Origin of the sequence: Micromonospora sp. WMMD712, from assembly GCF_029581295.1 — a bacterium.
Taxonomy (GTDB): Bacteria; Actinomycetota; Actinomycetes; order Mycobacteriales; family Micromonosporaceae; genus Micromonospora; species Micromonospora carbonacea.
This window is the reverse complement of record NZ_CP120743.1, coordinates 3,470,129-3,490,819: the sequence shown is the minus strand read 5'-3', so window position 1 is coordinate 3,490,819 and position 20,691 is coordinate 3,470,129. Positions and strand designations below refer to the sequence as shown.

Here is a 20,691-nt window from a genome sequence, read left to right as displayed (position 1 = left end):
GGGGTGTAGACAATGGCTATCCGTAAGTACAAGCCGACGACGCCGGGCCGGCGTGGCTCCAGCGTCGCCGACTTCGCCGAGATCACCCGGTCGACGCCCGAGAAGTCGCTGCTGGTGCCGCTGCCGAAGAAGGGCGGGCGTAACGCCCACGGCCGGATCACCGCGCGGCACCACGGTGGCGGCCACAAGCGCCAGTACCGTCTGATCGACTTCAAGCGGGTCGACAAGGACGGCGTGCCGGCGAAGGTCGCGCACATCGAGTACGACCCGAACCGCACCGCGCGTATCGCGCTGCTGCACTACGCCGACGGCGAGAAGCGGTACATCATCGCGCCGAAGGACCTGAAGCAGGGCGACGCGGTCGAGTCCGGTCCGGGCGCCGACATCAAGCCCGGCAACAACCTGCCGCTGCGCAACATCCCGGTCGGTACGACGATCCACAACGTGGAGCTGCGTCCGGGTGGCGGCGCCAAGCTGGCCCGCTCGGCCGGCGTCGGCATCCAGCTGCTCGGCCGCGAGGGCGTGTACGCGACCCTGCGCATGCCGTCCGGCGAGATCCGGCGCGTCGACGTGCGCTGCCGCGCCAGCGTCGGCGAGATCGGCAACGCCGACCAGTCGAACATCAACTGGGGCAAGGCCGGCCGGATGCGGTGGAAGGGCAAGCGCCCGACCGTCCGTGGTGTCGCCATGAACCCGGTCGACCACCCGCACGGTGGTGGTGAGGGCAAGACCTCCGGTGGTCGCCACCCGGTCAACCCGCAGGGTAAGCCCGAGGGCCGCACCCGTCGTAAGGGCCAGCCGAGCGACCGGCTGATCGTCCGCCGCCGCTACGCCACGCGTAAGCGCGGCTGAGGGAGATAAGACATGCCTCGCAGCCTGAAGAAGGGCCCGTTCGTCGACGACCACCTGCTCAAGAAGGTGGAGACGCAGAACGACAAGGGCTCGAAGAACGTCATCAAGACCTGGTCGCGGCGCTCGACGATCATCCCCGAGATGCTCGGCCACACGATCGCCGTGCACGACGGACGCAAGCACGTCCCGGTGTTCGTCACCGAGGCGATGGTCGGGCACAAGCTCGGCGAGTTCGCGCTGACCCGCACCTTCAAGGGTCACGAGAAGGACGACCGGAAGAGCCGCCGGCGCTGAGCCGCGGGCATACGGATAGAGGAACAAGGGGTTACAGCGATGCCAGGAAAGGGCGACGCTCCGGTGCTTCCGGGCGCGCGGGCGGTTGCGCGGCACGTGCGCATCTCGCCGATGAAGGCGCGCCGGGTGGTCAACCTCGTCCGCGGCCTGCCCGCGAAGGAGGCGCTCACGGTGCTGCAGTTCGCGCCGCAGGCTGCGAGCGAGCAGGTTTACAAGGTGCTCGCTAGCGCGATCGCCAACGCGGAGAACAACGAGCGGCTGGACCCCGACGCGCTGCTCGTCAGCGAGGCGTTCGTCGACGAGGGCCCGACCATGAAGCGGTTCCGGCCGCGGGCGCAGGGCCGGGCGTACCGGATCCGCAAGCGCACCTGCCACATCACCGTGGCGGTCGAGGCGGTCGCGCCGGCCGCGCCGAAGAAGTCCGCGGCGAAGAAGGCCGCCCCGGCGCAGCAGCCTGCGGCCGCTGAGACGGAGAGCAAGACGGAGGGCGCCGAGTAATGGGTCAGAAGGTTCACCCCACTGGGTTCCGGCTCGGCATCTCGACCGACTGGAAGTCCCGCTGGTTCGCGGACAAGCTCTACAAGGACTACATCGGCGAGGACGTCAAGATCCGCCGGATGATGTCCAAGGGCCTGGAGCGGGCCGGCATCTCCAAGGTCGACATCGAGCGCACCCGGGACCGGGTCCGCGTCGACATCCACACCGCCCGGCCGGGCATCGTCATCGGCCGTAAGGGTGCGGAGGCCGACCGGATCCGCGGCGAGCTGGAGAAGCTCACCGGCAAGCAGGTGCAGCTGAACATCATCGAGGTGAAGAACCCCGAGTCGGACGCGCAGCTGGTCGCCCAGGGCGTCGCCGAGCAGCTCTCCAGCCGGGTCAGCTTCCGTCGGGCGATGCGCAAGGCGATGCAGTCGGCGATGAAGAACCCGGTCTGCAAGGGCATCCGGGTGCAGGTCTCGGGCCGCCTCGGCGGCGCCGAGATGAGCCGGACCGAGTTCTACCGCGAGGGCCGGGTTCCGCTGCACACGCTGCGGGCCAACATCGAGTACGGCTTCTTCGAGGCCCGTACCACCTTCGGCCGGATCGGCGTGAAGGTCTGGATCTACAAGGGCGACGCGGTGCCGGGTCGGGAGACCCCGGCCGAGGCTCCGTCGCGCCCGCGCCGTGAGCGCGGCGACCGCCCCGAGCGGCCGCGCCGTGGTCGGTCCGGTTCGTCCGGGACGACCGCCGGTGGCACCGAGGCCGGCCGGGCTGCCGCGACCACGATCGCGCAGCAGGCCGAGACGCCGAGTGGCGAGCCGGTGGACACGTCCGCCGTCGCCGCCGCGGCAGAAACGCAGCAGGAGGGCTGACAGATGCTGATGCCGCGCAAGCCCCCGAAGGGCTTCCGCAAGCCGCACCACCCGGACCGCCACGGCGCGTCCAAGGGTGGCAACCGCGTGGTGTTCGGCGAGTTCGGGATCCAGGCTCTCGAGCCGGCGTACGTGACGAACCGGCAGATCGAGTCGGCGCGTATCGCGATGACCCGTCACATCAAGCGTGGCGGCAAGGTCTGGATCTCGATCTTCCCGGACCAGGCCCTGACCAAGAAGCCGGCCGAGACCCGGATGGGTTCCGGCAAGGGCTCGCCCGAGTGGTGGGTCGCGAACGTCAAGCCGGGGCGGATCCTGTTCGAGATGTCCTTCCCCAACGAGCAGATCGCGCGAGAGGCGATGCGTCGCGCGATCCACAAGCTCCCGATGAAGTGCCGCATTGTTACGCGCGAAGTGGGTGAATCCTGATGGCAGCGGGCGTTAAGGCCTCCGAGCTGCGTGAGCTCTCCGAGGAGGAGCTGGTCACGAAGCTGCGCGAGGCCAAGGCGGAGCTGTTCAACCTCCGCGTGCAGGCCGCAACCGGTCAGCTGGACAACAACCGGCGGTTGCAGGTCATCCGTCGGGAGATCGCCCGGATCTACACGATCATGCGTGAGCGCGAGCTGGGTCTCTCGGCCGCGCCGACTGAGGTGACTGCGTCATGAGTGAGAACACCGCCACCACCGCCGCCGCGCGGGCCCGCCGTAAGGTGCGCGAGGGCCTCGTGGTCAGCGACAAGATGGACAAGACCGTCGTCGTCGAGGTCGAGGACCGGGTCAAGCACGCGCTGTACGGCAAGATCATGCGCCGTACCAGCAAGCTGAAGGTGCACGACGAGCAGAACGCCGCCGGCATCGGCGACCGGGTCCTGATCATGGAGACCCGGCCGCTGTCCGCCACCAAGCGGTGGCGGCTCGTGGAGATCCTGGAAAAGGCCAAGTAGCGAAGGCTCGAGCTCGCCCGGCGTCAGCCGGGCGCAGGTTCCGCCAGGCTCCGGCCGCGGCAGGCGGCCGGAGAACCGGCAGACATAGGAGATAGACGTGATTCAGCAGGAGTCGCGACTGCGCGTCGCCGACAACACGGGTGCCCGGGAGATCCTGTGCATCCGGGTTCTCGGTGGCTCCGGTCGGCGCTACGCGAGCATCGGCGACGTCATCGTGGCCACGGTCAAGGACGCGATCCCGGGTGCCGGTGTGAAGAAGGGCGACGTCGTCAAGGCCGTCGTCGTTCGCACCGCCAAGGAGAAGCGGCGGCCGGACGGCTCGTACATCCGCTTCGACGAGAACGCCGCCGTCATCATCAAGGACGGCGGGGACCCGCGCGGTACCCGCATCTTCGGCCCGGTGGGTCGGGAGCTGCGGGACAAGCGGTTCATGAAGATCATTTCCCTCGCGCCGGAGGTGTTGTGACCGTGAAGGTCAAGAAGGGCGACACGGTCGTCGTCATCGCCGGCAAGGACAAGGGCGCCAAGGGCAAGGTCATCGCGGCCTACCCGCGGCAGGACAAGGTCCTGGTCGAGGGCGTGAACCGGGTCAAGAAGCACACCCGCATCAGCACCACCCAGCGTGGCGCCAAGACCGGCGGCATCGTCACCCAGGAAGCCCCGATCCACGTCTCCAACGTGATGGTCGTGGACTCCGACGGGAACCCGACCCGCGTCGGATACCGCATCGACGACAACGGCCAGAAGGTCCGCATCGCGCGTAGCACCGGTAAGGACCTGTGATGACCACGGCTACCGAAACCAAGACCATGCCGCGCCTCAAGGAGCGGTACCGCAACGAGATCGTGGCCAAGCTGCAGGAGCAGCACAGCTACGGCAACCCCATGCAGGTGCCGCGGCTGGTCAAGATCGTCGTGAACATGGGTGTCGGCGAGGCCGCCCGGGACGCCAAGCTGATCGACGGCGCCGTCCGGGACCTGGCCACCATCACCGGCCAGAAGCCGCAGGTGCGGCGGGCGACCAAGTCCATCGCGCAGTTCAAGCTCCGCGAGGGCATGCCGATCGGCGCGAAGGTCACCCTCCGCGGCGACCGGATGTGGGAGTTCCTGGACCGCCTGCTCTCCATCGCGCTGCCGCGTATCCGCGACTTCCGCGGGCTGGACGGGCGCAAGCTCGACGGGCACGGCAACTACACGTTCGGCCTGACCGAGCAGTCGGTGTTCCACGAGATCGACCAGGACAAGATCGATCGCCAGCGGGGCATGGACATCACGGTGGTCACGACCGCCACGACCGACGACGAGGGCCGGGCGCTGCTCAAGCTCCTGGGCTTCCCGTTCAAGGAGAACTGAGATGGCCAAGAAGGCGCTGATCCTCAAGGCGGCCGCGAAGCCGAAGTTCTCGGTTCGCGCGTACACCCGCTGCCAGCGGTGCGGGCGTCCCAAGGCGGTCTACCGCAAGTTCGGTCTCTGCCGGGTCTGCATCCGGGAGATGGCCCACCGCGGTGAGCTGCCGGGCGTGTCCAAGGCTTCCTGGTAAGGGCGACCGCGCCCCGGCTGCCGGCCGGGGCCCCCTTGCACCGATCATGTATTGCTCTTCGCCGTAGGCCCGGGGCTGACCGCCCCGGGAACCCCGGCGAGAAAGGCTGACGAAATCCATGACGATGACCGACCCGATCGCAGACATGCTCACGCGTCTGCGTAACGCCAACCAGGCGTACCACGACCGGGTGACGATGCCCTACTCCAAGATCAAGGCGAACATCGCCGAGGTCCTGAAGTCCGAGGGCTACATCGCCACCTGGTCGGTCGAGGAGCCCGAGGAGGGCGCCGTCGGCAAGCGACTGGTCGTCGAGCTGAAGTACGGCCAGAACCGCGAGCGGAGCCTGGCCGGCATCAAGCGCGTGTCCAAGCCCGGTCTCCGGGTGTACGCCAAGTCGGACGGGCTCCCGCGGGTGCTCGGCGGGCTGGGCGTGGCGATCATTTCGACGTCCCAGGGGCTGCTCACCGACCGGCAGGCCCGCAAGCGGAGCGTTGGCGGGGAAGTCCTCGCCTTCGTCTGGTAACGGGAGACAGGTAGAAATGTCGCGTATTGGACGTAAGTCGATCCCGGTGCCTGCCGGCGTCGACATCACGATCGACGGCCAGGCCGTCAAGGTCAAGGGCCCGAAGGGCGAGCTCACGCACGTGCTCGCCGAGCCGATCACCGCGGAGCGGGCCGAGGACGGCCAGCTCCAGGTCAACCGGCCGAACGACGAGCGCAAGGCCAAGGAACTGCACGGCCTGAGCCGGACCCTGATCGCCAACATGATCGTCGGCGTGACCGAGGGCCACCGCAAGAGTCTGGAGATCGCCGGCACCGGTTACCGGGTCACGGCCAAGGGCAAGGACCTGGAGTTCGCGCTCGGGTTCTCGCACCCGGTGCTGGTCCCCGCGCCGGACGGCATCACCTTCACGGTGGAGAAGCCGACCGTGTTCCACGTGGCCGGCATCGACAAGCAGCTCGTCGGCGAGGTCGCCGCCAACATCCGGAAGATCCGCCCGCCGGAGCCCTACAAGGGCAAGGGCGTGAAGTACCAGGGCGAGGTCATTCGTCGTAAGGCCGGAAAGGCAGGTAAGAAGTGAGCGCCACGCTGCTCAAGCGTCGCCGCGGCGTCGCCGCCAAGCGCGCCGTCGGCCGTGCGCGTCGACACTTCCGGGTCCGCAAGAACGTCAGCGGCACCCCCGAGCGTCCCCGCCTGGTCGTCACCCGGTCGCTGCGGCACATCGTCGCGCAGGTCGTCGACGACACCAAGGGTCACACCCTGGCGTCGGCCTCGACCCTCGACGCGTCGGTGCGCGGCACCGAGGGCGACAAGAGCGCCCTGGCCGGCAAGGTCGGCGCCCTGCTCGCCGAGCGGGCCAAGGCCGCCGGCGTCTCGAAGGTCGTCTTCGACCGCGGTGGCAACCGGTACGCGGGGCGGGTCGCCGCGCTTGCCGACGCCGCCCGCGAAGCCGGGCTCGAGTTCTAGAAACCCCGTCACGAGAGATAAGGAAGGCTGCTGATGCCAGGTCAACAGCGCCGTGGCGGCGGGTCCGGTGGCAACGAGGGTGGTCGCCGCGACAACCGCCGTGAGGGCGGCCGCGGAAACGCGCCCGTCGAGAAGACCCCGCACCTCGAGCGGGTCGTCGCGATCAACCGCGTCGCCAAGGTCGTGAAGGGTGGTCGTCGCTTCAGCTTCACCGCCCTGGTGATCGTCGGCGACGGCGACGGCACCGTCGGTGTGGGCTACGGAAAGGCCAAGGAGGTGCCCGCGGCGATCGCCAAGGGTGTCGAGGAGGCCAAGAAGCACTTCTTCAAGGTGCCGCGGATCGCTTCCTCGATCCCGCACCCGGTGACGGGTGAGGCCGCCGCCGGTGTGGTGCTGCTCAAGCCGGCCTCCGCCGGTACGGGCGTCATCGCCGGTGGCCCGGTGCGTGCCGTGCTGGAGTGCGCGGGCATCCACGACGTGCTCTCCAAGAGCCTCGGCTCGTCCAACCCGATCAACATCGTGCACGCCACGGTGGCGGCGCTGAAGGGGCTGGAGTCCCCGGAGGCTGTCGCGGCCCGTCGTGGCCTGCCGGTCGAGGACGTCGCGCCGGCCGCGATGCTCGCGTCGCGGGCGGGGGTGGCGTCCTGATGGCTCGCCTGAAGGTCACCCAGCTCCGGTCCGAGATCGGTGCCAAGCGCAACCAGCGTGAGTCGCTGCGTTCGCTCGGCCTGAAGCGGATCAACGACGTGGTGGTCAAGGAGGACCGTCCCGAGATCCGGGGCATGATCTTCGCGGTCAACCACCTCGTGAAGGTCGAGGAGGTCGAGTAATGACGATCAAGGTCCACCACCTGCGCCCGGCGCCCGGTGCCAAGACCGCGAAGACCCGCGTGGGTCGCGGTGAGGGCTCCAAGGGCAAGACCGCCGGTCGCGGTACCAAGGGTTCCAAGGCCCGCAAGAACATCTCGGCGGCGTTCGAGGGTGGGCAGATGCCCATCCACATGCGCCTGCCGAAGATGAAGGGCTTCAAGAACAAGTTCAAGGTGGTCTTCCAGGTGGTCAACCTGGACAGGCTCGCCGAGCTGTTCCCGAACGGCGGCCAGGTCGGCCCGCAGGAGCTGGTCGAGGCCGGCGCGGTCCGCAAGGGCCACCCGGTCAAGGTGCTCGGCACCGGCGACCTCAACGGCGTGTCCCTCCAGGTGTCGGCGCAGGCGTTCAGCGCGTCGGCCAAGGAGAAGATCACCGCCGCCGGTGGCTCGGTCACCGAGCTGTAAGGCTGTGTCCGTGGCGCCCGCTCAGTTCTTCGTGACTGGGCGGGCGCCTCGGTCTACCCCGGGCGTCACCACCGGGTAATATCGGATTCGATTTATGTAGCCGGGCACACCTGCCCGGACCGGGACGGGGCTGTTAGGCTCCCATCCCAGCTATGGATATCGGGCGCTCGCCCGGCACCCACCCCGATCCGCCAGGGACCACCACCGGCGGCCCGCCTCGCGCAGGAGGAAGAAGTTGCTGTCCGCCTTTCTCAGTGCGTTCCGTACGCCTGACCTGCGCAAGAAGCTGCTGTTCACGGTAGGCATCATCGCGGTCTACCGGCTCGGCGCCACCCTGCCCAGCCCTGGTGTCTCGTACGGCAACGTCCAGAAGTGCCTCGACACCATCGGCAGCGCGAACACCGGGGTGCTGAACCTGCTGGACCTCTTCTCCGGCGGGGCGCTGCTGCAGCTCTCGGTCTTCGCGCTGGGCATCATGCCCTACATCACAGCGTCGATCATCCTGCAACTGCTCACCGTGGTCATCCCGCGGCTGGAGCAGCTCCGCAAGGAGGGGCAGGCCGGCCAGGCGAAGATCACCCAGTACACCCGCTACCTGACGCTGGGCCTGGGCATCCTCCAGTCGTCGGCGTTCGTGGCGCTGGCCCGGTCCGGGCAGCTGTTCAACAACCAGTGCGACCAGTTCCCGATCGTGCCCGAGGGCACCGGCATCCCGGACTGGCTGACGCTGACGATCCTGGTCATGACGATGACCGCCGGCACCGGCGTGGTGATGTGGCTCGGCGAGCTGATCACCGACCGGGGCGTCGGCAACGGCATGTCCGTGCTGATCTTCACCTCGATCGCGGCCCGCCTCCCCAGCGAGGGCTGGCGGATCAAGACCCAGCAGGGCTGGTGGAAGTTCTTCCTGGTGCTGGCGCTGGTCCTGGTGGTCATCACCGCGGTCACCTTCATCGAGCAGGCGCAGCGCCGGATCCCGGTGCAGTACGCCAAGCGGATGATCGGCCGGCGGATGTACGGCGGCACCTCGACCTACATCCCGCTGAAGGTCAACCAGGCGGGCGTCATCCCGGTCATCTTCGGCTCCTCGCTGCTCTACCTGCCGCAGCTGGCGCTCCAGTTCTTCGACCAGACGAACCCGGGCAAGACCCAGGCCTGGATCCAGAACAACGTGGTCGACCCGTCGAGCCCGCTGCACATCGCGATCTACTTCCTGCTGATCATCTTCTTCACGTACTTCTACGTGTCGATCACGTTCAACCCGACCGAGGTCGCGGACAACATGAAGAAGTACGGCGGCTTCGTGCCGGGCATCCGCCCCGGCAAGCCGACCGCCGACTACCTCGACTTCATCCTCAGCCGGATCACTCTGCCGGGCGCTCTCTACCTGGGCATCGTCTCGATCCTGCCGAACTTCTTCTTCATCTGGCTGAACAGCGAGCAGTTCCAGAACTTCCCGTTCGGCGGCACCGCTGTGCTCATCATGGTCGGCGTCGGTCTGGAGACCGTGAAGCAGATCGAGAGCCAACTCATGCAGCGGAACTACGAAGGGTTCCTGCGGTAGATGCGACTCGTTCTGGTTGGCCCGCCGGGCGCGGGCAAGGGCACACAGGCGGAGTTCATCGCCGCTCACCTCTCGGTGCCGAAGATCTCGACCGGTGACATCTTCCGGGCGAACGTCTCGCAGGGCACGCCGTTGGGTGTCGAGGCGAAGCGCTACATGGACGCGGGCAAGCTGGTTCCGGACGAGGTGACCATCAACATGGTCCGGGACCGGCTCGCCGAGCCGGACGCCTCGGAGGGCTTCCTGCTCGACGGCTTCCCGCGCACCACGCCGCAGGCCGCCGCGCTGGACAAGCTCCTCGCCGACCTGGGCACCGCGCTGGACCTGGTGCTGGAGCTGGTCGTCGACGACGACGAGGTGATCCGGCGGCTGTCGGGCCGGCGCACCTGCCGGGGCTGCGGCAAGATCTGGCACGTCGAGTTCGACGCGACGACCCGGGACGGCATCTGCGACCGCTGCGGCGCCGAGCTGTTCCAGCGCGACGACGACAAGCCCGAGACGATCGCCGCCCGGCTGCGCGAGTACGCCGACAAGACCGCGCCGCTGGTCGACTACTACGGCGCCCAGGGCAAGCTGGTGGGCATCGACGCCACCGGCCCGGTGGAGGACGTCACCGTCCGCGCCATCGACGCCCTGCGCTCGTACGGCGGCTGACGAACGGCCGCGCTGCGGCTGACGGAAGGTCGTCCGGCGACTGGCGGACGCCGGGGTCCCGGCGGATAGAGTGCGAACAGCGGGGTACGTGCGACGTGCCCCGCTGCTCCGCGCGACGAAAGGTAACGGCCCCATGCGTCGTCCCCAGCTGGACATCCAGCTGAAGACCCCCGACCAGATCGAGAAGATGCGCGCCGCCGGCCTCGTGGTGGCCGAGGCGCTGCGTCGGATGCGGGAGGCGGTGGCCCCCGGGGTCAGCACCGCCGACCTGGACGCGATCGCCGAGTCGACCATCCGGGAGGCGGGGGCCGTCCCGTCGTTCAAGGGCTACCACGGCTTCCCGGCCTCGATCTGCTCGTCGGTCAACGAGCAGGTGGTGCATGCGATCCCGTCGCCGGCCCAGGTGCTCCGCGAGGGTGACCTGATCTCGATCGACTGCGGCGCGGTGCTGGATGGCTGGCACGGCGACGCGGCGATCACGGTTGGCGTGGGGGAGGTGGACCCGGCGCTGCTGAAGATGGCCGCGGTGGCCGAGGACGCGATGTGGGCCGGGATCGCCGCGGCGGCGCGCGGGGCGGCCAGCGGCCGGGGCCGGCTCACCGACATCTCGCACGCGGTGGAGAACGCGGTCCGCCGGGGCGGCCGGTACGGCATCGTCGACGGGTACGGCGGGCACGGCATCGGCACCGAGATGCACCAGGACCCGCACGTGCTCAACCACGGCCGGCCCGGCAAGGGCCCCCGGCTGGTGCCGGGCCTGGCGCTGGCCATCGAGCCGATGATCACGATGGGCTCGCCCCGGACGGTGGAGCTGGCCGACGGCTGGACCGTGGTCACCCGGGACGGGTCGATGGCGGTGCACGTCGAGCACTCGATGGCGCTGCTCCCGGACGGGGTCTGGGTGCTCACCGCGTTCGACGGCGGCCGGGCGCGCCTGGGCGACCTCGTGACCGCCCGCCAGCCCGCCGACTCGCCGGCGATCTGACCGTCGGGTGGCCCCTCCGGTCGGCGAGCAGGGGTGACCCCGGTCACTCCCTGCCCCGGGCGGGGCGGGAAGTAACCCGGCCGGGTGACCTGGCGGGTGGCCGGTTTGGCGGCGGCGCGCAGGCGGGCGTACACTTTCTGATCGGCGCACAGCGTCCACTCCGGCATGCCCACCCTGCGCTTCGGTGGGGCCGGAGCCGCGGCTGGCGCGGGCACCCGATCACCGTCGGGGCCCGTGTAAGACGTTGTGGGCCGTCCGGAGTAACCGACGTCAGGACAGCGGAGGACATGCCGAAAAAAGACGGAGCCATCGAGATCGAGGGTCGGGTCATCGAGCCCCTGCCGAACGCCATGTTCCGGGTGGAGCTCGCGAACGGTCACAAGGTGCTGGCTCACATCAGTGGCAAGATGCGGCAGCACTACATCCGCATCCTGCCGGAGGACCGCGTCGTCGTCGAACTCTCGCCGTACGACCTGACCCGCGGGCGCATCGTCTACCGCTACAAGTAAGCGACCTGACGACGGCCGGGTAGTCCCCGTGTCCGTCCTCGACGTCCGGCGTCGCGCGTCGTCGCGCCTCCGGGCCAGATGGGAAGTAAGGCAACCGTGAAGGTCAAGCCGAGCGTCAAGAGGATCTGCAACAAGTGCCGGGTCATCCGCCGGCACGGCCGGGTCATGGTCATCTGTAGCGACCCGCGCCACAAGCAGCGCCAGGGCTGATCCAGCCCGACCGACCGTGAGTCCACGGCCGGTCGGTCCGGTCCCGGCGTCGCAGATCCAGCCAACACATCATCAGCTCGTCCCAGCCGCGAGCGGTGCGCATCGCGTACCCCTGCGTGGTTGACCCCCGGTCGGAGGCCGGGGCCCGCTCGGGCAGCGGTCGTTCCTCCCGGCGCCACGGCGCCGGTCGGACGACCGGAGCGGGGTGGGGCGGGTGCAGACCTCCGCCAGGAAACCACAAGGAGTACGCCCGCACATGGCTCGTCTAGTCGGCGTGGACCTCCCCCGCGAGAAGCGGATGGAGATCGCGCTCACCTACATCTTCGGGGTCGGCCGCACCCGTGCCCTGGAGACGCTCGCCGCGACCGGTATCTCGCCGGACAAGCGCGCTCGGGACCTCACGGACGAGGAGCTGGTCCAGCTCCGCGACCACATCGAGGGCAACTACAAGGTTGAAGGCGACCTGCGCCGCGAGGTCGCCGCTGACATCCGCCGCAAGGTCGAGATCGGCTGCTACGCCGGTATCCGCCACCGCCGTGGTCTCCCGGTGCGTGGCCAGCGGACGCGGACCAACGCCCGCACCCGCAAGGGCCCGAAGCGGACCGTCGCCGGCAAGAAGAAGCCCGGCAAGAAGTAATTAGGAGCGCACAGACTTATGCCACCGAAGGCTCGTGCCGGAGCCGCCGTCAAGAAGGTCCGGCGCAAGGAACGCAAGAACGTCGCCCACGGGCAGGCGCACATCAAGAGCACCTTCAACAACACCATCGTGTCCATCACGGACCCGACCGGTGCGGTCATCTCCTGGGCCTCGGCCGGCCAGGTGGGCTTCAAGGGCTCCCGCAAGTCGACCCCGTTCGCCGCGCAGCTGGCCGCCGAGGCCGCCGCGCGCCGGGCGATGGAGCACGGCATGCGCAAGGTCGACGTGTTCGTCAAGGGCCCCGGCTCCGGCCGGGAGACCGCCATCCGTTCGCTGCAGGCCGTCGGGCTGGAGGTCGGTCAGATTTCCGACGTGACCCCGCAGCCGCACAACGGGTGCCGTCCGCCGAAGCGTCGCCGGGTCTGAGAGGTTAGAGAGAGATGGCTCGTTACACCGGTGCTGACTGCCGCCGTTGCCGGCGGGAGAAGATGAAGCTGTTCCTCAAGGGCAGCAAGTGCGATGGCCCGAAGTGCCCGTTCGAGTCCCGGCCGTTCCCGCCCGGGCAGCACGGCCGCGGCCGCACGAAGGAGACGGAGTACCTGCTCCAGCTCCGTGAGAAGCAGAAGGCCCGCCGCGTCTACGGCGTGCTGGAGAAGCAGTTCCGCGGTTACTACGAGGAGGCCGTGGCCAAGCAGGCCAAGACCGGCGAGGTCCTCCTGCAGATCCTCGAGTCGCGGCTGGACAACGTGGTCTACCGGGCTGGCTACGCCAAGTCCCGGGACATGGCCCGCCAGCTGGTCAAGCACGGTCACTTCACCGTGAACGGCAAGAAGGTCGACATCCCGTCGTACCGCGTCAAGGAGCACGACATCATCGAGGTCCGGGGCAAGAGCAAGGAGCTCACCCCGTTCATCGTGGCGCAGGCCGAGGCCGGCTCCAAGACGGTTCCGGCGTGGCTGGAGGCCATCCCGAGCCAGATGAAGGTGCTCGTGCACTCGCTCCCGGCCCGCCAGGTGATCGACACCCAGGTCCAGGAGCAGCTGATCGTCGAGCTCTACTCCAAGTAGTCGGGCTCGTTGCGGTGGTCCGCCCTGCGGGGCGGGCCACCGGAACGGTTTGTGTCGCGGACGTCAAATAGCGGGCGTCCCGGAAGAGAAGAGAAGACATGCTCATCAGCCAGCGACCGTCTCTGTCCGAAGAGTCGATCAACGAGACCCGCTCCCGGTTCACCATCGAGCCGCTGGAGCCGGGCTTCGGCTACACCCTGGGCAACTCGCTGCGGCGCACGCTGCTGTCGTCGATCCCGGGTGCGGCGGTCACCTCCATCAAGATCGACGGCGTGCTGCACGAGTTCACCACGATCCCCGGCGTCAAGGAGGACGTGGTCGAGCTCGTCATGAACATCAAGGAGCTGTGCGTCAGCTCCGAGCACGACGAGCCGGTCAGCATGTACCTGCGCAAGCAGGGCCCGGGCGACGTGACGGCGGGCGACATCCAGCCCCCGGCCGGCGTCTCGGTGCACAACCCGGACCTGAAGCTCGCCACCCTCAACGGCAAGGGCCGGCTCGACATGGAGCTGACCGTCGAGCGGGGTCGCGGCTACGTGACGGCGGCGCAGAACAAGCAGGCCGGCGCCGAGATCGGCCGGATCCCGGTCGACTCGATCTACTCGCCGGTGCTGAAGGTGACGTACCGCGTCGAGGCGACCCGGGTCGAGCAGCGGACCGACTTCGACCGGCTGATCATCGACGTCGAGACCAAGCCGTCGATGGGCCCGCGCACCGCGCTGGCCTCCGCCGGTTCGACGCTGGTGGAGCTCTTCGGGCTGGCCCGGGAGCTGGACGAGACCGCCGAGGGCATCGACATCGGGCCGTCCCCGCAGGACGCGCAGCTCGCGGCGGACCTGGCCCTGCCGATCGAGGAGCTGGACCTGACCGTCCGCTCCTACAACTGCCTCAAGCGCGAGGGCATCAACTCCGTCGGTGAGCTGATCGGGCGCACCGAGGCCGACCTCCTCGACATCCGCAACTTCGGCCAGAAGTCGATCGACGAGGTCAAGATGAAGCTCGCCGGGATGGGTCTGGGGCTGAAGGACTCGGCCCCGAACTTCGACCCGGCGCACGTCGTGGACACCTTCGGCGAGGCCGACTACGACACCGACGACTACCGCGAGACCGAGCAGCTCTAGTCCGCGCTGCCGCCACACCTGAGGAGCACCAAGCATGCCCACGCCCACCAAGGGCCCCCGCCTCGGCGGCAGCCCCGCGCACGAGCGGCTGATGCTGGCCAACCTGGCCACCGCGCTGTTCCAGCACGGCAAGATCAAGACCACCGAGACGAAGGCCCGGCGGCTGCGTCCGCTGGCCGAGCAGCTCATCACCAAGGCCAAGCGGGGCGACCTCGCCTCCCGTCGGCGGGTGCTGGGCGTCGTCAAGGACAAGGACGTGGTCTACTCCCTGTTCGACCAGATCGCGCCCCGGTACGCCAACCGTCCGGGTGGCTACACCCGGATCGTGAAGACCGGCCCGCGCAAGGGCGACAACGCCCCGATGGCGATCATCGAGCTGGTCGAGGAGCTCCAGGCCGCCGAGCCGAAGGCGAACAAGAAGACCGCCGCCCGCAAGGCCGCGCAGCAGGACAAGGTCGAGGCGCTCGCCCCGGCCGAGGAGACCCCGGCGTCGGCCCAGGCCGACCAGGACTCCGAGGCGCCGGTGTCGGCGTCCGGTGACACCGCCGCCGCCCGCGAGGACAGCGACGAGGCCGCCGAGGGCACCGAGAACAAGGCCTGAGCAAACGGCAGCACCGTCGGGCCCGGCATCCCTTCCTGGGGTGCCGGGCCCGACCCGTGAGGAGGTACGAGGTGGACGAGCGGGTCCGGCTGCGGCTGTCGGTCGCGTACGACGGGACGGGTTTCTCCGGCTGGGCGGCCCAGCCGACCCGGCGGACGGTGGCCGGGGTGCTCGCCGAGACCCTGGACCTGGTCCTCGGCGCGGGCGTGGCGACGGGGCTGACCGTGGCCGGGCGGACCGACGCCGGGGTGCACGCCACCGGTCAGGTTTGCCACCTCGACCTGCCGGCCGCCGTGTGGCGTGAGCACGAGGGACGGCTGCTGCGCCGGCTGGCCCGGCTGCTCCCCACCGACGTGCGGGTGCGGGCGATGACGCCGGTGCCGGCGGACTTCGACGCCCGGTTCTCGGCGACCTACCGGCGCTACGAGTACCGGGTGACCGACGCGCCGTTCGGGGCCGAGCCGCTGCGCCGGCACGAGGTGCTGGCCTGGCCGAGGCCGCTCGACCTCGACCTGCTCAACGCCGCCGCGGCGGGGCTGGTGGGGGAGCACGACTTCGCCGCGTACTGCCGGCGCAAGGAGCACGCCACCACCCTGCGCGAGGTGACCCGGCTGGACTGGCGGCGCGACCCCGACGGGCTGCTGGTCGCCACCGTCCAGGCCGACGCGTTCTGTCAGGCGATGGTGCGCAGCCTGGTCGGGGCGATGCTGGTGGCGGGGGACGGGCGGCGTCCGGTGCAGTGGCCGGGCAGCCTGCTGACCCGGCGGGAGCGGTCCAGCGAGGTGACGGTGGCCCCGGCGCACGGGCTCACGCTGGTCGCCGTCGGCTATCCCGAGGACCCGGCCGAGTACGCCCGCCGCGCCGAGGCGACCCGCCGGCTCCGCGTCCCCACGGGCGGGCTCGCCGTCGAGGGCTGAGAGCCGCCCCGGCCGTTCCCGCCGTCGCCTCAGTCGTTCTCGCTGTCGTTTCAGTCGTTCTCGCTGTCGTTCTCGTCGCTGTCGTTGTCGCTCTCGCTGGGGGTGGCCGTCGGCTGCTCGGCGCTGCCGCCGGTGGCCCGGCGCTCCAGCACCCCCTTGGTGAGGTGCGTCTCGATCAGGTCGAAGAGGATCTCGCGTACCGCCGGGTCGGCGGCCTTCACCGGCTCGCCGTCGGCGCGGACCACGAGGCAGTACGCGAGGTAGTGGCCGCGTACCTGCCAGCCGACCCGGGCCGGGGCCTCGGTCAGCGCCTCGGTGTCGTCCCCGGCCGGCAGGCCACGGAAGCGGCCCTCCCGATCGTCGAGCAGTTGCCGCAGCCGGTCCCGGACGCGCTGTGCGGTGGCCTTGTCGGTGAGGTTGAACAGCCCGGCGGTGAGCAGGTGCTCCCCGTCGGGGGAGCGCAGGCTCGCCCGGACCACCTGGTTGCAGCCGAGCGTGGCGAGCAGGTCCGCCACCTCGCCGCTGGCGGCGAGCGCGCAGCTTCCGCTGGACTGGGTCTTGAGCACCTCGTACGGCTGTGCACCGTCGTCGACCGTGACCTGCCGGCCGGGGAAGACCTCCTTGACCGTCAGGGGAGCGGAGTCGGTGTCCCGGGAGTCGATGTCCTGCCGTTCGGTCGCGGACGGCGACGGGGCGGCGGCGGCCGGTGGGCTCGGCGCGACCTGGGGGTCGGTGGCCCGGTCGGCCAGCAGCGCGGCACCGCCGAGCCCGCAGAGGGCGAACAGCGCCAGGACCGCCGCCCCGCCGAACACCACCTGCCAGAGCCGGGCGCCGTGGCGGCCGTCGTCCCGGGCGCGCCGGGACCGGGGCAGGTGCAGCGGTTGCGTGGTGGCGTACCCGCCGGCCGGCGGGGCGGGTCGATGCGCGGCCGGTGGCGGCGGGTAGGCCGCCGGGGGCGGGGGCGGGGCGGCCGCGGGCAGCGCGATCCGGCTGGTCCGGGGCAGCGACGGCGTCGGGAAGCGGGACGGCGCGGGCCCGGTACGGGCGGGCGGGCGGTTCCAGGCCACCGACAGGTCCGACCCCGACCCGGGGTGCCCCTCGAAAGCGTCCTCATCGGACTCGTACCGATACACCATGCGACCCAGACTAGGGGCTATTGTCCCTTTAGGGGGTAATACCCGGAAACTGTGGCAGGTCCGCCGGCCGCCGCCGGTGGGCACGCCGGCCGCGCCCCGCGCGCCGCCCGAGACCCCGCCCGGCGGACGGCGACACCAGTGCGAGAATGCCGGGCGTGACCGGCGACCACTACTTCACCGCTGAACCCGGAACCGCCGCCCGCCCCCGGGAGGTCGAGTTCACCGTCGCCGGGCGCGACTACAGGCTGACCTCGGCCGGCGGGGTCTTCTCCGCCGCCCGCCTCGACCCCGGCACCGCCGTGCTGCTGCGCAAGGCCGACCTGCCGGCCCCCGACGCCGCCGGTGACCTGCTGGACCTGGGCTGCGGCTTCGGCCCGATCGCCTGCGTGCTGGCCGGCAGCGCCCCGGCGGCCACCGTCTGGGCCGTCGACGTCAACGAACGGGCCCGGGCGCTCGCCGCCGCCAACGCCGAGCGGGTCGGCGCGGCCGACCGGGTCCGGGCCGCCGCCCCCGACGACGTGCCGGCCGACGTGACGTTCGCCCAGCTCTGGTCCAACCCGCCGATCCGCATCGGCAAGGAGGGCCTGCACGAGCTGCTGCTGCGCTGGCTGCCCCGGCTCGCCCCCGACGGCGTGGCCTGGCTGGTGGTCGCCCGCCACCTCGGCGGCGACTCGCTGCACCGCTGGCTGACCGAGCAGGGCTGGCAGGTGGGCCGGCACGCCAGCCAGAAGGGCTACCGGGTGCTGCGGGTCACCCGCTGACCTGCGCACCGGTAATCGGCTGTCGCCGGGCCGGCCCGCTCAGGCAGGATGCCCGGGTGGGATACGTGGACGTGGCAGCCGTCGGGCACATCCTCCCCGACGGCCGGGAGCTCTTCACCGACGTGTCGTTCCGGGTCGGTGAGGGGGCCAAGGTCGCCCTGGTCGGGCCGAACGGAGCGGGCAAGACGACGCTGCTGCGGATGGTCGCCGGCGACCTGCCCGTGCGCAGCGGCGGGATCGCCCGCTCCGGCGGGCTCGGCGTGATGCGCCAGTTCATCGGCATGATCGGCGACGACTCCACCCTCGCCGACCTGGCCCTGTCGCTCGCCCCGCCGGCGCTGCGCGACGCCGGCCGCCGGCTCACCGAGACCGAGGCGGCCATGCGGGCGGCCGAGCTGCGCGGCACGCTCGGCGACGCCGCCGCCAAGGCCCAGCTCGCGTACGCGGACGCGCTCGCCGCCTGGGGCGAGGCCGGCGGGTACGACGCCGAGGTCGTCTTCGACACCGTCGCGACGATCGTCCTCGACGCGCCCTGGGAGGTGGCCCGGGAGCGCCCGGTGCGTACCCTCTCCGGCGGCCAGCAGAAGCGCTTCGCCCTCGAACTGCTGCTGCGCGGCCCCGACGAGGTGCTGCTGCTCGACGAGCCGGACAACTTCCTCGACGTGCCCGGCAAGCGGTGGCTGGAGGACCGGCTGCGCGAGTCGGCCAAGTCGGTGCTCTACGTCTCGCACGACCGGGAACTGCTGGCCCGCACCGCCGACCGGGTGGTCGCCGTCGAGGGCGGCAGCGCCTGGGTGCACCCGGGCGGCTTCGCGAGCTGGCACGAGGCGAGGACGGCCCGGCACGCCCGCCTCGACGAGCTGCGCCGCCGCTGGGACGAGGAACACCAGAAGCTGCGCGAGCTGATGCTGATGTACAAGCAGAAGGCCGCGTACAACGACGGGCTGGCGTCGCGGTACCAGGCCGCGCAGACCCGGCTGCGCAAGTTCGAGGAGGCCGGGCCGCCGCCCGTACCGCCGAAGGACCAGGACATCCGGATGCGCCTGACCGGCGGGCGGACCGGCAAGCGCGCGGTGGTCGCCGAGCAGCTCGAGCTGGACGGCCTGACCTACCCGTTCGACCTGGAGATCTGGTTCGGCGACCGGGTCGCGGTGCTCGGGGCCAACGGCACCGGCAAGTCGCACTTCCTGCGGCTGCTGGCCCGGGGCGGCACCGACCCGGACCCGGCCAACGGCCCGGTCGACGGGGCCGGCGCGCTGGCCGCGGTGGCGCACGACGGGGTGGTGCGGCTCGGCGCGCGGGTCCGCCCCGGCCACTTCTCGCAGACCCACGACCGGCCCGAGCTGATGCAGAAGACCCTGGTCGAGATCCTGTGGCGCGGCGACGACCACCGCGCCGGGATGGACCGGCACGCGGCGATGGCCGCGCTGAGCCGGTACGAGCTGGCCGGGCAGGGCGACCAGCGGTTCGGCACCCTCTCCGGCGGCCAGCAGGCCCGCTTCCTGGTGCTGCTGCTGGAGCTGTCCGGGGCGACGCTGCTGCTGCTCGACGAGCCGACCGACAACCTGGACCTGGCCAGCGCGGAGGCGCTGGAGGCCGGCCTCGCGGCGTTCGCGGGCACGGTGATCGCGGTGACCCACGACCGCTGGTTCACCCGCTCCTTCGACCGCTTCCTGCTGTTCGGCAGGGACGGCGAGGTCACTGAGACCCCGGACCCGGTCTGGGACGTGTGAGCGGTGCAAGGAAGGGCCCCCTGTTAACGCATAACGGTGTAGAAGGGGCCCTTCCTTGCGCCTGGCATAGGGTTGGCGCGTGACTGAGATGACGTACCGCCGGCTGGGCGACTCCGGGCTCGTGGTGTCCGTGGTGGGCATCGGCTGCAACAACTTCGGCCGCAAGCTCGACCTCGACGGCACCCGGGCGGTGGTCGACGCGGCGCTCGACGCCGGCATCACCCTGTTCGACACCGCCGACATCTACGGCGAGCCGCAGGGCGCCTCCGAGGAGCTGCTCGGCCAGGCGCTCAAGGGCCGCCGCGACGAGGTGGTGCTGGCCACCAAGTTCGGCATGGACATGCAGGGGGCCAACGGGGCCGACTTCGGCGCCCGGGGCTCGCGGCGCTACATCGCCCGGGCGGTCGAGGCGTCGCTGCGGCGGCTGGGCACCGACCACATCGACCTGTACCAGATGCACGCGCCCGACCCGGGCACCCCGGTCGACGAGACCCTCGCCGCCCTCGACGACCTGGTACGCGCCGGCAAGGTGCGCTACCTGGGCAACTCCAACTTCGCCGGGTGGCAGATCGCGGACGCCGACTGGGTGGCCTCGTCCAACGGGCACACCCGGTTCGTCAGCGCGCAGAACCACTACTCGCTGCTGGAACGGGGCGTCGAGGCCGAGGTCGTTCCCGCGTGCGAGCGCTTCGGCCTGGGCCTGCTGCCGTTCTTCCCGCTGGCGAACGGCCTGCTCACCGGCAAGTACCGGCGCGGGGAGGCCGCCCCGGCCGGCAGCCGGCTCTCCGGCGGCGGCCGGTACGCCGAGCGTCTCGCCGCCGCCCGCTGGGACACCATCGAGGCGATCGGGGCGTACGCCGCCGAGCGGGGGCTCACCATGCTCCAGGTGGCCATCGGCGGGCTGGCGGCCCGGCCCGCGGTGACCTCGGTCATCGCCGGGGCCACCACCCCCGAGCAGGTGCGCGCCAACGCCGGTGCCGGCGCGTGGCAGCCCGGCGACGACGACCTGGCAGCGCTCGACGCCGTCCTCTGAGCGGGGTCGGGGAACGACGCCGACCGCGGAGACGGCGAG

The 20,691-nt window shown here is 70.7% G+C and carries 32 protein-coding genes; 31 read left to right on the top strand and 1 reads right to left on the bottom strand.

Features of this window, described 5'->3' with window-relative positions:
- Window positions 1-12 precede the first annotated feature (12 nt).
- The 28 genes from rplB to truA all read left to right on the top strand — a co-directional run bounded on the left by rplB (window position 13) and on the right by truA (window position 15,989).
- On the top strand, window positions 13-852 hold the full coding sequence (rplB, locus tag O7633_RS14910; protein ID WP_278129414.1) for a 50S ribosomal protein L2: 840 nt from the start codon (window positions 13-15) through the stop codon (window positions 850-852).
- Window positions 853-864: 12 nt separating this feature from the next.
- Window positions 865-1,146: a 30S ribosomal protein S19 gene (gene rpsS / locus O7633_RS14905; RefSeq protein WP_007073032.1), complete on the top strand. Its 282-nt coding sequence runs from the start codon at window positions 865-867 to the stop codon at window positions 1,144-1,146.
- A gap of 39 nt (window positions 1,147-1,185) precedes the next feature.
- Window positions 1,186-1,644 carry a 50S ribosomal protein L22 gene (gene rplV / locus O7633_RS14900; protein ID WP_043965515.1) on the top strand — a complete coding sequence of 153 codons (459 nt, stop codon included), beginning with the start codon at window positions 1,186-1,188 and terminating at the stop codon, window positions 1,642-1,644.
- The gene (rpsC, locus tag O7633_RS14895) at window positions 1,644-2,498 is read left to right on the top strand and encodes a 30S ribosomal protein S3 (RefSeq protein WP_074472522.1); all 855 of its coding nucleotides are present in this window, start codon (window positions 1,644-1,646) and stop codon (window positions 2,496-2,498) included. The genes rplV and rpsC overlap by 1 nt, the downstream gene beginning before the upstream one ends.
- Before the next feature lie 3 nt (window positions 2,499-2,501).
- On the top strand, window positions 2,502-2,927 hold the full coding sequence (rplP, locus tag O7633_RS14890) for a 50S ribosomal protein L16 (protein WP_043965519.1): 426 nt from the start codon (window positions 2,502-2,504) through the stop codon (window positions 2,925-2,927).
- Entirely contained in the window at window positions 2,927-3,163 is a 237-nt protein-coding gene (gene rpmC / locus O7633_RS14885; protein ID WP_007073028.1) for a 50S ribosomal protein L29, read from the top strand. Before rplP ends, rpmC begins: the two co-directional genes overlap by 1 nt.
- The gene (rpsQ, locus tag O7633_RS14880; protein ID WP_178066442.1) at window positions 3,160-3,441 is read left to right on the top strand and encodes a 30S ribosomal protein S17; all 282 of its coding nucleotides are present in this window, start codon (window positions 3,160-3,162) and stop codon (window positions 3,439-3,441) included. Before rpmC ends, rpsQ begins: the two co-directional genes overlap by 4 nt.
- Window positions 3,442-3,538: 97 nt before the next feature.
- Complete coding sequence (gene rplN, locus O7633_RS14875; RefSeq protein WP_007073026.1) at window positions 3,539-3,907, top strand: 50S ribosomal protein L14; 369 nt, start codon at window positions 3,539-3,541, stop codon at window positions 3,905-3,907.
- The gene (gene rplX / locus O7633_RS14870; protein WP_007073025.1) at window positions 3,904-4,224 is read left to right on the top strand and encodes a 50S ribosomal protein L24; all 321 of its coding nucleotides are present in this window, start codon (window positions 3,904-3,906) and stop codon (window positions 4,222-4,224) included. Before rplN ends, rplX begins: the two co-directional genes overlap by 4 nt.
- On the top strand, window positions 4,224-4,793 hold the full coding sequence (gene rplE / locus O7633_RS14865; protein WP_007073024.1) for a 50S ribosomal protein L5: 570 nt from the start codon (window positions 4,224-4,226) through the stop codon (window positions 4,791-4,793). Before rplX ends, rplE begins: the two co-directional genes overlap by 1 nt.
- Window position 4,794: 1 nt before the next feature.
- Window positions 4,795-4,980, top strand: coding sequence for a type Z 30S ribosomal protein S14 (locus tag O7633_RS14860; RefSeq protein ID WP_007073023.1), 186 nt, complete (start codon window positions 4,795-4,797; stop codon window positions 4,978-4,980).
- A gap of 118 nt (window positions 4,981-5,098) precedes the next feature.
- Window positions 5,099-5,506 carry a 30S ribosomal protein S8 gene (rpsH, locus tag O7633_RS14855; protein WP_018784557.1) on the top strand — a complete coding sequence of 136 codons (408 nt, stop codon included), beginning with the start codon at window positions 5,099-5,101 and terminating at the stop codon, window positions 5,504-5,506.
- A 16-nt stretch (window positions 5,507-5,522) separates the two neighbouring features.
- Entirely contained in the window at window positions 5,523-6,065 is a 543-nt protein-coding gene (rplF, locus tag O7633_RS14850; RefSeq protein WP_043965528.1) for a 50S ribosomal protein L6, read from the top strand.
- 8 nt (window positions 6,066-6,073) lie between these two features.
- Complete coding sequence (gene rplR / locus O7633_RS14845; protein WP_176734116.1) at window positions 6,074-6,451, top strand: 50S ribosomal protein L18; 378 nt, start codon at window positions 6,074-6,076, stop codon at window positions 6,449-6,451.
- A 33-nt stretch (window positions 6,452-6,484) separates the two neighbouring features.
- The gene (gene rpsE, locus O7633_RS14840; protein ID WP_007073019.1) at window positions 6,485-7,099 is read left to right on the top strand and encodes a 30S ribosomal protein S5; all 615 of its coding nucleotides are present in this window, start codon (window positions 6,485-6,487) and stop codon (window positions 7,097-7,099) included.
- Entirely contained in the window at window positions 7,099-7,281 is a 183-nt protein-coding gene (rpmD, locus tag O7633_RS14835) for a 50S ribosomal protein L30 (RefSeq protein WP_043965530.1), read from the top strand. The genes rpsE and rpmD overlap by 1 nt, the downstream gene beginning before the upstream one ends.
- A complete protein-coding gene (rplO, locus tag O7633_RS14830; protein WP_074472526.1) occupies window positions 7,281-7,724 on the top strand; it encodes a 50S ribosomal protein L15 in 444 nt (147 codons plus the stop codon). The genes rpmD and rplO overlap by 1 nt, the downstream gene beginning before the upstream one ends.
- Before the next feature lie 235 nt (window positions 7,725-7,959).
- Window positions 7,960-9,288: a preprotein translocase subunit SecY gene (gene secY, locus O7633_RS14825; RefSeq protein WP_074472527.1), complete on the top strand. Its 1,329-nt coding sequence runs from the start codon at window positions 7,960-7,962 to the stop codon at window positions 9,286-9,288.
- The gene (locus O7633_RS14820; protein WP_043965534.1) at window positions 9,289-9,942 is read left to right on the top strand and encodes an adenylate kinase; all 654 of its coding nucleotides are present in this window, start codon (window positions 9,289-9,291) and stop codon (window positions 9,940-9,942) included.
- A 133-nt stretch (window positions 9,943-10,075) separates the two neighbouring features.
- Window positions 10,076-10,927, top strand: a complete 852-nt coding sequence (gene map / locus O7633_RS14815) for a type I methionyl aminopeptidase (RefSeq protein ID WP_074472528.1) — start codon at window positions 10,076-10,078, stop codon at window positions 10,925-10,927.
- A gap of 287 nt (window positions 10,928-11,214) precedes the next feature.
- Entirely contained in the window at window positions 11,215-11,436 is a 222-nt protein-coding gene (gene infA / locus O7633_RS14810; protein WP_007073013.1) for a translation initiation factor IF-1, read from the top strand.
- Between the two features lie 96 nt (window positions 11,437-11,532).
- Window positions 11,533-11,646, top strand: coding sequence for a 50S ribosomal protein L36 (gene rpmJ / locus O7633_RS14805; RefSeq protein WP_043965539.1), 114 nt, complete (start codon window positions 11,533-11,535; stop codon window positions 11,644-11,646).
- A gap of 256 nt (window positions 11,647-11,902) precedes the next feature.
- A complete protein-coding gene (gene rpsM / locus O7633_RS14800; RefSeq protein WP_043965541.1) occupies window positions 11,903-12,283 on the top strand; it encodes a 30S ribosomal protein S13 in 381 nt (126 codons plus the stop codon).
- A gap of 18 nt (window positions 12,284-12,301) precedes the next feature.
- Complete coding sequence (gene rpsK, locus O7633_RS14795) at window positions 12,302-12,709, top strand: 30S ribosomal protein S11 (RefSeq protein WP_007073011.1); 408 nt, start codon at window positions 12,302-12,304, stop codon at window positions 12,707-12,709.
- A gap of 14 nt (window positions 12,710-12,723) precedes the next feature.
- Window positions 12,724-13,350 carry a 30S ribosomal protein S4 gene (rpsD, locus tag O7633_RS14790; protein WP_043965544.1) on the top strand — a complete coding sequence of 209 codons (627 nt, stop codon included), beginning with the start codon at window positions 12,724-12,726 and terminating at the stop codon, window positions 13,348-13,350.
- 98 nt (window positions 13,351-13,448) lie between these two features.
- Window positions 13,449-14,471, top strand: a complete 1,023-nt coding sequence (locus O7633_RS14785; protein WP_074472529.1) for a DNA-directed RNA polymerase subunit alpha — start codon at window positions 13,449-13,451, stop codon at window positions 14,469-14,471.
- Between the two features lie 34 nt (window positions 14,472-14,505).
- The gene (gene rplQ / locus O7633_RS14780) at window positions 14,506-15,072 is read left to right on the top strand and encodes a 50S ribosomal protein L17 (RefSeq protein ID WP_278129411.1); all 567 of its coding nucleotides are present in this window, start codon (window positions 14,506-14,508) and stop codon (window positions 15,070-15,072) included.
- A gap of 71 nt (window positions 15,073-15,143) precedes the next feature.
- Window positions 15,144-15,989 carry a tRNA pseudouridine(38-40) synthase TruA gene (gene truA, locus O7633_RS14775; RefSeq protein WP_278129410.1) on the top strand — a complete coding sequence of 282 codons (846 nt, stop codon included), beginning with the start codon at window positions 15,144-15,146 and terminating at the stop codon, window positions 15,987-15,989.
- Between the two features lie 50 nt (window positions 15,990-16,039).
- Here the strand turns inward: truA and O7633_RS14770 are convergent, their stop codons facing one another.
- Window positions 16,040-17,125, bottom strand: coding sequence for a hypothetical protein (locus O7633_RS14770; RefSeq protein WP_282328215.1), 1,086 nt, complete (start codon window positions 17,123-17,125; stop codon window positions 16,040-16,042).
- Between the two features lie 155 nt (window positions 17,126-17,280).
- Here O7633_RS14770 and O7633_RS14765 point away from each other — a divergent pair, with 155 nt between their 5' ends.
- The 3 genes from O7633_RS14765 to O7633_RS14755 all read left to right on the top strand — a co-directional run bounded on the left by O7633_RS14765 (window position 17,281) and on the right by O7633_RS14755 (window position 20,652).
- Entirely contained in the window at window positions 17,281-17,886 is a 606-nt protein-coding gene (locus tag O7633_RS14765; RefSeq protein ID WP_282328214.1) for a methyltransferase, read from the top strand.
- A 56-nt stretch (window positions 17,887-17,942) separates the two neighbouring features.
- Window positions 17,943-19,619, top strand: a complete 1,677-nt coding sequence (locus O7633_RS14760) for an ATP-binding cassette domain-containing protein (RefSeq protein WP_074472533.1) — start codon at window positions 17,943-17,945, stop codon at window positions 19,617-19,619.
- Between the two features lie 88 nt (window positions 19,620-19,707).
- Window positions 19,708-20,652 (top strand): aldo/keto reductase, encoded by a 945-nt coding sequence (locus O7633_RS14755; RefSeq protein WP_282328567.1) that lies wholly within the window; start codon window positions 19,708-19,710, stop codon window positions 20,650-20,652.
- Window positions 20,653-20,691 lie beyond the last annotated feature (39 nt).